Origin of the sequence: Actinomadura macrotermitis (assembly GCF_009604375.1) — a bacterium.
Lineage (GTDB): Bacteria > Actinomycetota > Actinomycetes > Streptosporangiales > Streptosporangiaceae > Spirillospora > Spirillospora macrotermitis.
This window is the reverse complement of sequence record NZ_WEGH01000001.1, coordinates 1,832,112-1,842,860: the sequence shown is the minus strand read 5'-3', so window position 1 is coordinate 1,842,860 and position 10,749 is coordinate 1,832,112. Positions and strand designations below refer to the sequence as shown.

Here is a 10,749-nt window from a genome sequence, read left to right as displayed (position 1 = left end):
ACGAACCCGGCGGTAAGGCCGCCGCCGGTGTGCGCGGACGCCCCTCCGCGCACACCGGTGACGGGGTCAGGGGTTGGCGGTCACCTCGAAGCCGGCGCCGTAGACGTCGCGCGGGTCGGCGGCGTCACGGGCGCGCAGGTCGGCCAGGATGTTCGCCGAGCTGGTGTAGATGGCCGGGGGGATCGACAGGTCGGCGCCCTTGACGATGCCGGCCCAGGGGCCCGCGGCCTGGAAGCCGTTCTCCTGCGACGGGAAGGCGGTGTCGGGGACGTGCCAGATCACCGGGCCGCCGGAGTCGCCCCTCCAGTGCCCGGTCCACGCCCGGTAGATCCCGTTCTTGTTGTCGGTGACGCGGCCGTAGAACACGCCGAACTGGCCCGACGTGACGATGTGGTTGCTGTCGTTCCAGGCGACGCCGAGCAGCCGCTCCTTGTCGAGCACGGGCGAGGTCGTGGCGTTGGGGCTGGGCGTCCCGCCGGGGACCTCCAGCTCGCCGGTCTGCTTCAGGTAGGGGCCCTGTGAGGAGAGCTTCGTGTTCGGGGTCAGCTCGATGACCATGTAGTCCTTGGTCACGTGCCCCGTCTGCGAGCCGTCGGGGTTCTTGAAGTAGCGGACGTGGCCGATCACGCCGGCGGCGACGTCGTTGCGGTCGTAGATCGGGGCGATGTCCTCGGGGATCTCGCGGTCGTCGTAGCCGCCGCCGGGAGTGATGCAGTGGCCGGCCGAGATGGCGATCTTGCGGCCGTAGTCGTCGTTGCCGACCGCGCCGATGGTGCAGAAGACGTCGGGGTAGTCCTTGTTGAACAGGATCTGCATTCCGTTGAAGACCCGCTTGGTCTCCTCGGCGTGGGCGGTGCCGATGCCGGTGGTCGCGGTGGCGGTGGCCGCGATGCTCAGGACGAGCCCGCACAGACGTTTGCGCATGCGTGATCCCTGTCGCTCTAGAGGAAGATCAACAGGCCCAGTCCACCGGACGGCCGTGGCCCGGTCCAGGCCCGGCGCGTATGGCATATCCCATACAGACATTTACGTTCTTTTGATTGCGCGAACCCGGAAGGCCGGTGTCTCACCGGGTGGCGATCATGTCTGCGGGACGCGGCGTCGCTTTTTCAGACGCCCGGTGAGGCGCAGTCCGTCGCGGGCGTTGAGGGCCAGCAGGGCGAGGTTCGCGGCCCCGGCGAGCAGCTCCAGGGCCTGGATCCCGTAGAAGCGCGGGCCGAACCGCCCGTGCGCGGCCAGTTGGTCCAGGTAGAGCGCCGCGGGGACGAGCACGAGGAGCCCGTTGCCGATGATGAAGGGCATCCGGCGGCGTTTGGCCCTGATCACGGCGCTGCGGGAACCCCGGGCCAGGGCGAAGCCCGTGGCGCCGGTGGCGGCCAGGGCCGGGACCAGCAGGAGGAAGCCCCACGGGATGGCCGACTTCACCGTCGCGACGGTCTCTTCGGACCCCAGCAGTTCGGTCAGGACGGTCGAGACCCAGAACGTGGCGATGGTCGCGAAGGCGATCACGGCGGCGATCGCGTGGACACGGGTGCGCATCAGGTCTCCTCGCCGGCGAGATCGGCCTCCAGGTTGGCGATCAGGTGGCCGACCAGCCGCATGCAGGCGGCGGCCTCCTGCTCGCTGAGACCGCGGGTCGCGACGTCGTTCACCTCGGCGGCGGCCCGCTGCAGCGGGCCCTGCAGCTCGCGGGCGCGGTCGGTGAGGTTGATGAGCGCCCGCCGCCGGTCCGCCGGGTCCGCGGCGCGCTCGATGAGCCCGTCGCGCTCCATCCGCTTCAGCGTGTGGGCCATCGTCGACTGGTCGATCCGCACCTCCTCGCACAGCTGGTTCTGGGTGACGCCTTCCCGGTCGTAGAGGGCCAGCAGCTGGGCGAACTGGCCGGGCACGACGCCGAGCGGGGCGATGCGCAGGCGCAGCGCCTGCGCGAGCAGCCGGGCGAGATGGTTGACCTGGTAGCCCAGTGACTGATGACGGTCCACGGCCCCTCCTTCGTATGGCTTGCCATGTAATATACATGGCAAGCCATACGAATTCCCGCCGTCACGGGTCGGCGGCGTCATGGGTGCGCAGGTCGGCCAGGATGTTCGCCGAGTTGGTGCAGGTGACCGGCGCCGGTCACCCGGCGCGGCCTCAGCTTTCTGCGGGCGGGGCCGTGGAGAGGGTTCCGTGCAGGGCGCTTCGCGCTCCGGTTCCCGCGGTCCTCGCGGCCGAGGGGAGGTCCGGGGAGTCGGCACTGACGATCCGAGGGCCGGTCAGGTGATAGCGCCGTCCTCGGTGGACCACCGTCGCCGTGCCCGCGGCCTGGACGTTGCGGACCCAGTCCGACTCGGTGCCGTAGTTGAGCATGACGGCGATCCCGCCGTCTTCGATGAAGGCCATGACCGGCGTCCGATAGCCCTTGCCGGACTTGCGGCCCGTGTGCTCGATGACCGCGTAATAGGGCAGGTGGGGAGCCCAGAGCCGCTGGACGGGGTTGGTGACGTACTTGTTGAACCGCGCGATAGTGCGCATCGCGTCAGGGCCCAGCAGTGAGGTGATCCGGGCGGCCGCGCTCGCGACCGCGACGGCGAGTCGTTTCATCACCTGAACGGCCTCCATCGGTCCTTCGGGGATGCGGTGCCGGCAGGGGGCGTCCGCCTGTGGCCCCTTCACGCCGATCTTCGTGGCGATCGGTCCGGCCGTCAAGCAGACGGAAGTGTTTCTTTGATGGGTGGCGGGTAGGTGAACCGCCTGCTGCGCCATCCCGGACCTGCCGAATTCCCGGAGGAAGCCTGGCCGGCTTCCCGGCATGGACGCGGTACCGCATCGTCATCGAGAGTTTCGAGAAAGCCGCCGAGCGTGTCGGTCATGTGGCCCAGCGAGTGCGCGCAGAAGAGGACGGGCTGATACTCCGAGATCTCGTATCCCGTGCGCATCACGTCGGAGACATCCAGCTCGCGGATCTGACGCACGGACCGGCCGATCTCGCCATACGAGGAGAGCAGCGCTGCACCGAACGCCTTCGGAACGCCGTGCTCGGCCACCAGGCCGCATTCCAGGGTGAACCAGTACACGTGGCTGATCACCTCCAGCGCTTCCGGGCTGTTCACCCGTGCGGCGGCCTGGCCGCTCAACCGGTAGATATCCGCGATGGCGGGAGACGTCAGGTGAATACCGTGGCCGAATATGTCGTGGATGACGTCCGGCTCAGGCGTGTACAGAGGGACGGCCGGGTGCCGGACGAACTGCACCGCGTGGAAGTAGCCCCGTGCCATTGACCCAAGGAACCGCTTGTTGGGTACCACCCCACCCGCCAAGGTGAAGGTGAACCCCGTCCGTCGCTTGAGTTCCGCTCCCACCTCTTCATGCTGAGGAATCCGGTCGAGGGGAATCGGGGCATGCTCGCGGGCTTCGAGAACCTCACGGCACGCGTGGCGACGATGTGCCTGAGCCAGGATGCTGTGAACCTTCCGCCAAGTGGCGTGCTCGTCCTCGGTGTACTGAACGATGGGAGAGGCCTCCCCGACTTGATGCCCACGAGCGAGGGCCGCGAAGGCGCGTCGTCGCCGCAGGTAACGAGGATCGCTCATGCCGGGATGATGGTCGGCCAGTCCTAGCCGACCATCAGATGTGATCGGTGTGGCTCTCATGTCCGTCACTTACCCATCGCGAGCAAACGATGCCCGAGGGTAGTGATTTGATCTCTGGACTGGACGGGAGACGCGTGGCCGTACGCTTGCCGATACCAGACACACCGCAGGCCAGAACCATGGAAGTACAGCCACAGAGGCTTTCGGGTACTGCCGCCAGCGAGCAGCCCCACTCGGCTCCGCCTAGGGCCTGTTCCGAGGCGGTCATGGCCGGGATCCGGTCACCCGCATCGGCGGTGGGCATCCGCGTACCCGGCCCCAACGGGTGCGCGCGGGCAAGGTGTACCCCTGCCGGGTGATCCGGGCCCATCTGCGCGCCTTGCGTTTGACGGACCGGACCTGCCGCGTGTGCATAGTCGGGCAAACCTCACGGCCGGGTGCCTGAATGCAGGGGTCAGCCCCTCTTGGTGGCCAGGGGGCCGCCGGGGCCGAACGCGAGCCTGGCGAAGTTCTCGCCGATGCGGCGGTGACCCGCGGGATCGGGGTGGACCGCGTCGGGCAGCGGGAACTCGGCGTGGTCCTTCTCGCCGTACAGGGCGCGCCCGTCGAGGTAGTGCAGGTTCGGGTCGTCGGCCGCCCGCTGCTCGACGATCCGGGCGAGCTCGGCGCGGATGACGTTGAGCGTCAGGCGCCCGGAGGCGCGTTCGGCCGGGTCGCCGGTCGCCTTGAAGCGCAGCGCACCACCGGTGAAGTCGGGCATGAGCGGGCCGGGGGTGTCCTCTTGGGCAGGGCACAGGATGGACGACACGACCAGCAGCGGCGTGGCCGGGTGCCCGTCGCGGACGGTGTCCAGGAAGCCGTGGACCGCGGGGCCGAAGGCGCGCAGGCGCATCGCGTCGGTGTTGACGACGTTGATGCCGATCTTGAGGCTGATCAGGTCGGCCGGGGTGTCCCGCATCGTCCGGGCGGTGAAGGGGTCCAGCACCGCGCTGCCGCTGAACCCCAGGTTGACCAGCTCCGCTCCGCTCTGGAGGGCGGCGATGGCGGGCCAGGTCGCGGTCGGATGGGCGGCGTTCGAGCCGTGGCTGATGGAGCTGCCGTGGTGCAGCCACACCGGGCGCCCGTCGCCCGGCGCCGGCTCGACGGGGGCATTGGTGCGCAGGGCGACCAGCTCGGTGATCTCGTTGTGCGGGAGCCAGATCTGCACGTCCTTGTCGCCCGCGGGCAGACCGGTGAACCGGGCGGTGCCGGCGGGCCCCTCCAGCAGCTCGGCGGCCTGGGTCACCATGTCGGTGACCATGCGCACGTTGCCGCCGGGCACCGTGGTCTGAGCGGTGAGACGGCCGTCGACCAGCAGGTCGTACACGCCGTCCGGCGGGGGAGGGAAGCCCCGGTAGGCGCGCTTGGTGGGCAGGGTGTCCAGCTCGATCGCGGTGGCCCGGGTGCGGAAGGCCAGCCGCACGCCGGACGGCTGCGCCTCCGCCACGGCCAGCTGGTCGTCGGGGATCTGCCGCCGCGCCCACGCGGGCAGCCGGTGCGGCAGCAGGCCGCGTGCGGTGGGCTCGGCGTCCAGGTGGCCGCGCAGGATGCCGTCGGTGACGGGCGTGGTGGTCCAGCGGTGCTCGGCGTTCATTTCCCCCGCCTGTCGTTCGGTGGTCCCGGTGTGAGCACGCGCGGCTCGACGGGACGCTCACCCGGTCTTCTTATAGCCAATATGCACTTTCCTAAATGCTTTAGGCAAATGGGCCGGGCGGTCAGCGCTTCGGCGGGAGGCCGGCCCGTCGCCTCAGGTCGTCGACCGCCGGCTCGGTCCAGGGCTTCGGGTACCGCCTGCCCCGGTGCGGCGTGTGGTCGAGGGCGCGTTCGAAGTCGTCGACGCCGAGACGGGCGCCCAGTTCGGTGAGGACCTCGGGCGGGGCCTGGGCCAGGACCCGCATGTCGGGGTAGACCGGACCGATGCGCGGGGCCGGCCGCCAGAGACGGCCGGGCAGGTCGTCGAGGCGTCCGCGATGGACCGGCAGCCGTTCGGCGGCCAGGAACCAGACCTGCGGGTCGGTGCCCAGCGCGGCGCGCAGCCGCACGCCGATCCGGTCCCAGAACGCGCGGGCGTAGGCGGCGTCGAAGTGGCGGGAGCCGTCCACGACGCGGATGAGCAGGTCGATGCGCGGCGTGTCGCGCAGCACCTCGGGCAGGTTCTGCTCGTTGAGCTTCTGGGAGAGCCTGGACCAGCGGACCTGGCCCAGTTGCTGCAACAGCGGCCACGGATCGGCCGCGGGTGGCCCGGAGATCCTGCGCAGGCCCGCACGCGGCGCACGATGCCAGGGAGCGGGGACATCCAGGAGCGCAGCCAGTCGAGGGTCCGCCTGGGACCGCCGGGCGGGGAGCAGATCGGCCAGGAACCGCCCTTCCCGGTCACGCGTGCTGGGGTCGTGGCCGAGTTCCAGCATCCGCAGGACGCCCTCGGCGTCGCCATGCGCCATCCGGCCGAACAACTCGTCGCGCTGATCGGCCAGTTCCGGCGGCATCGGGCCGCGCTGCAGATCGCCCCACGTGCGCGGGACGGCGAAACAGCCGGCGCGCGGGCCGCCGATGGCCGCCAGCGCCTCCTCGCGCTGCCGCTCCGCCGCCGTGTGGCAGGTGCGCAGTTCTCCGTTCTCGAACCACACCTGGTGCTCCTCGCCCTGGCAGCGCACCGTCGCGGGGATAGGCGCGCGTGGTGGTCTCGGTCCTCCGGCCTGGCCAGGGAACAGGGCCGCGCCCACCAGCGGATGTAGTTCGCCGGGCGTCAGCCGTCCGGCGCGCACCAGCGCCAGGTCGGGCGACGGCCGCCACCAAGGATCGGCCACTCGCTGCGCGCTGTCGCCGAGGTCGCGTATCTCGCCCCGCAAGGTGCCGTCCTCAGCGAGCGTGACCACCGGGCCGTAGTCGCCCAGCCGGAGACGGCGGTGGCCGGGCGGCCGTTCCTGGAGCAGCCGGACCAAGCCGGGAAGCTTGTGCACCGCGCAGGAGTCCCACCACCACCGACCTGTCCAGTGGCCAGCGGCCGCGTGCAGGCTCAACAACCCGTACCCGGCGGCGGCGAACGCCTCCGCTGACCGGTCGCTCTCCTGAAGCAGGGTGATCCACTCGGCCCGTTCCACAGGGGCGGCGGGGCCCGGATGCCGCCGGGGCAGCAGGCCGGGGTCCCGGACACGGCCGTCGGGCTCGAAGAACGGCAGGCGCCTGTCCGCGCCTTCCAGCGCCGGCAGTTCCGCGGCACGATCGGCGTCCCACAGACAGCGCAGCCCGGTCCAGTCCTGATCGAACCGGCCGTCGGGCCCGGCCTCCAGGATCAACCGCCAGCGGTTCCAACGACCTGGGAGCTCCACGCACAGGGCCGGTGTGTACTCCATCCCGCCGCGCTCGAACCAGCGCTCTCCGTACCCCGCCAGGACCAGCCGCTCCCCAGGGACGAGGCGGCCGGTTTCGTCCCTGGGGGCATGCCAGAGCAGCAGATCGGGCGCCAGCCGGCGCAGGTCCTCCTCCACCGCATCGGCGACCTCCTGGCCGTTGACGTCCTTCATTCTGGCCAGGTCGACGTCCACCGTGAACCCGGCCGCCTCGCACGCGCCCCGCCAGTCCCCGGCCGCCCGGCGCCGGGCGGCGCGTTCGATCACATGGTGCGGCACCGCATAGCGCCGCACCCCCTCCCACAGATCCAGATCCACCACATCGATCTTGGCCACGGCCCCATCCTCGGCCACCGTCCCGGCCCGGACCGCCTTTCCGGGCGGGCCGCGTTCGGGCTGGAGCGGTGACGACGCCTGAACGGGCGGGCGTGGGAGAATCCGGGCATGACGGAGGCGGTGAGTGTGAGCCGGGAGGAGCAGGTCCGCGGGCAGATCCTGGACGCTGCGGCGGTGTGCCTGGTCGAGGGCGGGTTCGGGTCGGGGCGGCTGATGTCGGCGATCGCGCGGCAGGCGGGGATGTCGCGGCCGACGCTGTACCGGTACTACGACGGGTTCGACGCGGTGCGCGACGCGCTGATCCAGCGGGAGGTGTCGCGGCTGGTGGAGCTGCTCCTGCCGATGGTCGACCGGATGCGGTGGACGCCGGAGTGGTTCACCGAGGTGCTGACGTTCGTGGTGGGGTACGCGCGGCGGCATCCGCTGCTGGAAGCGGCCATTCGCGACATCCCCGAGCAGGTGCTGCCGCTGTTCACCACGCGGGCGCAGCTGACCGTCGGGCGGGCCGTGGAACTGCTGGAGCCGGTCGTCGCCGACCGGGTCGAGCGCGGCCTGCTGCCGCCGCTGGACACCCGGGTCTGCCTGGACCTGCTGTGCCGGATCGTGGTGTCGCTGATCATCGCCACGACCGAGGTGGACCTGGACGACGAGGAGGCGCTGGCCTCCTACGTGCGCGAGGGCGTGCGGTTCGCCGAGTTCCTGCGGTGGCGGCCGGCCGAGGCCCCGGTAAGCATGTGATGACTGACACGGGCGAATCGGGCGCTCCCGGCATTGACCGGGCGGTCAGTGCAAGTTTACGGTTACTGCATCAAGTGTAACGCCGCGATGGCCGGGTAGGCCGGACGCGACAAACCGTTGGGAGGCGTCCATGGTGCAGTCCAAGCAGAAGGTGGGAGCCGGCGAGTACGCCGAGCAGCTGAGCACGCTGTCCGAGGGCTCGGTCACCCGGCGGTTCGACCCGTACCTGGACATCGACTGGGACAGCCCCGAGTTCGCCATCGACCCCGCCGACCCGAGGTGGAAGCTGTCGGAGACGAGCGACCCCCTCGGCGCGCACCCCTGGTACCAGAGCCAGCCGCTGGAGAAGCAGCTGGAGATCGGCATGTGGCGCCAGGCCAACGTCTGCAAGGTCGGCCTCGCCTTCGAGAGCATCCTGATCCGCGGCATGATGCACGTCGCCATGACGATGCCGAACGGCTCCAAGGAGTTCCGGTACTGCCTCCACGAGATGGCCGAGGAGTGCAACCACATCCAGATGTTCCAGGAGCTGGTCAACCGGATCGGCGTGGACGCCCCCGGGATGCGGTTCAGCCTCCGGCTGGTCGCGCCGTGGCTCGGCGTCCTCGGCGGCCTCGTGCCGACGGTGCTGTTCATCGGCATCCTGGCCGGTGAGGAGCCGATCGACCACACCCAGAAGTCCCTCATCCGCGAGGGCGCGAACATCCCGACCGCGGTGCTGCGCACCATGCAGATCCACATCGCCGAGGAGGCGCGGCACATCTCCTTCGCGCACATGTACCTGCAGAAGCGCATCTCCCGGCAGGGGCCCATCGCCCGCGGCGCCACCTCGATCGTGTTCCCGATCGTCATGCGCTGGCTGGCCGACGAGATCATGACGCCGCCGCGCCGGCTGGCCAAGGAGACGGGCATCCCGCGCAAGGTGATGCGCGAGGCGTTCTGGAAGAACCCCCGCTCCAAGCAGATCAGGCGCGGCTTCTTCGGCGACGTGCGGATGCTCGCCGAGGAGCTGGACCTGATGAACCCGGTCGCCAAGGCCGTGTGGCGCGCCTTCGGCATCGACGGCGAGGCGTCCCGGTACCGGGGCGAGCCCGACCGGCGCGTCCACGCCGCCGCATAAGGTTCGGTTCCCCTCTTCTCCCGCAACGCAAGGACACCCCCTCGCCATGCCTCACGTGGTCACGCAGTCGTGCTGCGGTGACGCCTCCTGCGTCTACGCCTGCCCGGTCAACTGCATCCACCCCACCCCGGACGAGCCGGACTTCCACACGTCCGACATGCTCTACATCGATCCGGCGGCGTGCGTCGACTGCGGCGCCTGCGTCTCCGCGTGCCCGGTCGAGGCGATCACCCCGCACACCAAGCTGGCCCCGTCGGAGCTGCCCTTCGTGCAGATCAACGCCGACTTCTACAAGGACCGCGGCGAGCGCCCGCTGCTCGCGCCGGTCACCCCGCCGCTGCCCGCGCCCGCCGGCCGCGAGCCGCTGCGGGTCGCGATCGTCGGCTCCGGCCCGGCCGCGATGTACGCCGCCGACGAGCTGCTCACCGTCCCCGGCGCGCAGGTCAACATGTTCGAGCGGCTGCCGGTGCCCTACGGGCTGGCGTGGGCGGGCGTCGCGCCCGACCACCGGCGTACCCGCCAGGTGACCGGGCTGTTCGACCGGATGCGCCAGCAGGTCGGCTTCCGGCTGTTCACCGGCGTCGAGGTCGGCAGCGACCTGACGCACGAGGACCTGCTCGCCCACCACCACGCGGTGGTCTACGCGGTCGGCGCGTCGTCGGACCGGCGGCTCGCCGTGCCCGGCCACGACCTGCCCGGCGTCGCCACCGCGACCGAGTTCGTCGCCTGGTACAACGGGCACCCCGGCCAGGCCGGCGCCCGGTTCGACCTGTCCGGCCCGCGCGTGGTGGTCATCGGCAACGGGAACGTGGCGCTGGACGTCGCGCGCGTCCTCACCACCGACCCCGACGCGCTGGACGGCACCGACATCGCCCGCCCCGCGCTGGAGGCGCTGCGCGCCGGCGGCGTGGAGGAGGTCGTGATCGCGGCGCGGCGCGGCCCGGCGCAGTCGGCGTTCACCCTGCCCGAGCTGATCGGCCTGATCGGCAACCCGCACGCCGACCTGGTCGTCGACCCCGCCGACCTGGCCGCCGCCGGGCCCGAGCCGGACGACCACGCCACCGCGCACAAGCTGCGGCTGCTGCGCGAGGTCGCCGGGCGGCCCGCGCCCGCGCCCGGCCGCAAGCGGATCGTGCTGCGCTACTTCGCCGCGCCCGTCGGCGTCGCCGGCGAGGAGCGGGCGAGCGGCGTCGAGCTGGCCCGCACCGAGCCCGTGCCCGGGGACGAGACGCGCGTGCGGGTCACCGGCGAGTCCGAGGTGCTGGAGACCGGCCTGGTGCTGTCGTCGATCGGCTACCGGGGCGTCCCGGTGCCGGGCGTGCCGTTCGACGAGTCCGCCGGGATCGTCCCCAACCGGGACGGCCGCGTCCTGGACGCGCCCGGCGGCGCGCCGCTGCCCGGCGTCTACGCCACCGGCTGGATCAAACGCGGGCCGACCGGCTTCCTCGGCACGAACAAGACGTGCGCGCAGGAGACCGTCCGGCTGCTGGTGCAGGACCTGAAGGAGGGCCGCCGCGCCCTGCCCGACCCGGCGGAGCTGGCCCGGCTCGTCGGTTCCCGCCGCACGGCCGCCGCACCCGTCTGATAGGAACGG

Annotated in this window: 10 protein-coding genes; 3 read left to right on the top strand and 7 right to left on the bottom strand. The window is 71.2% G+C overall.

Translation table 11 applies throughout. The features are described 5' to 3' along the window. Positions 1-66: 66 nt before the first annotated feature. From ACRB68_RS08440 to ACRB68_RS08410, 7 genes are all read right to left on the bottom strand, one after another. Positions 67-924, bottom strand: coding sequence for a hypothetical protein (locus tag ACRB68_RS08440; RefSeq protein WP_153531526.1), 858 nt, complete (start codon positions 922-924; stop codon positions 67-69). Between the two features lie 156 nt (positions 925-1,080). Further along, on the bottom strand, positions 1,081-1,539 hold the full coding sequence (locus ACRB68_RS08435) for a hypothetical protein (RefSeq protein ID WP_153531525.1): 459 nt from the start codon (positions 1,537-1,539) through the stop codon (positions 1,081-1,083). Beyond that, entirely contained in the window at positions 1,539-1,982 is a 444-nt protein-coding gene (locus tag ACRB68_RS08430) for a MarR family winged helix-turn-helix transcriptional regulator (protein WP_328593930.1), read from the bottom strand. Before ACRB68_RS08430 ends, ACRB68_RS08435 begins: the two co-directional genes overlap by 1 nt. A 151-nt stretch (positions 1,983-2,133) precedes the next feature. Continuing rightward, the gene (locus ACRB68_RS08425) at positions 2,134-2,601 is read right to left on the bottom strand and encodes a nitroreductase family deazaflavin-dependent oxidoreductase (protein ID WP_207709604.1); all 468 of its coding nucleotides are present in this window, start codon (positions 2,599-2,601) and stop codon (positions 2,134-2,136) included. Between the two features lie 83 nt (positions 2,602-2,684). Beyond that, positions 2,685-3,632 (bottom strand): phenylalanine 4-monooxygenase, encoded by a 948-nt coding sequence (locus ACRB68_RS08420; RefSeq protein ID WP_153531523.1) that lies wholly within the window; start codon positions 3,630-3,632, stop codon positions 2,685-2,687. A 394-nt stretch (positions 3,633-4,026) separates the two neighbouring features. Then, a complete protein-coding gene (locus ACRB68_RS08415; protein ID WP_153531522.1) occupies positions 4,027-5,205 on the bottom strand; it encodes a GDSL-type esterase/lipase family protein in 1,179 nt (392 codons plus the stop codon). Between the two features lie 121 nt (positions 5,206-5,326). Beyond that, entirely contained in the window at positions 5,327-7,297 is a 1,971-nt protein-coding gene (locus tag ACRB68_RS08410; RefSeq protein ID WP_153531521.1) for a hypothetical protein, read from the bottom strand. Positions 7,298-7,405: 108 nt separating this feature from the next. Here ACRB68_RS08410 and ACRB68_RS08405 point away from each other — a divergent pair, with 108 nt between their 5' ends. The 3 genes from ACRB68_RS08405 (at position 7,406) to ACRB68_RS08395 (ending at position 10,740) form a co-directional block, all read left to right on the top strand. Further along, positions 7,406-8,035, top strand: a complete 630-nt coding sequence (locus tag ACRB68_RS08405) for a TetR/AcrR family transcriptional regulator (RefSeq protein WP_153531520.1) — start codon at positions 7,406-7,408, stop codon at positions 8,033-8,035. A 130-nt stretch (positions 8,036-8,165) separates the two neighbouring features. After that, positions 8,166-9,155 carry an AurF N-oxygenase family protein gene (locus tag ACRB68_RS08400; RefSeq protein WP_153531519.1) on the top strand — a complete coding sequence of 330 codons (990 nt, stop codon included), beginning with the start codon at positions 8,166-8,168 and terminating at the stop codon, positions 9,153-9,155. 46 nt (positions 9,156-9,201) lie between these two features. Further along, a complete protein-coding gene (locus ACRB68_RS08395; RefSeq protein ID WP_153531518.1) occupies positions 9,202-10,740 on the top strand; it encodes an FAD-dependent oxidoreductase in 1,539 nt (512 codons plus the stop codon). Positions 10,741-10,749 lie beyond the last annotated feature (9 nt).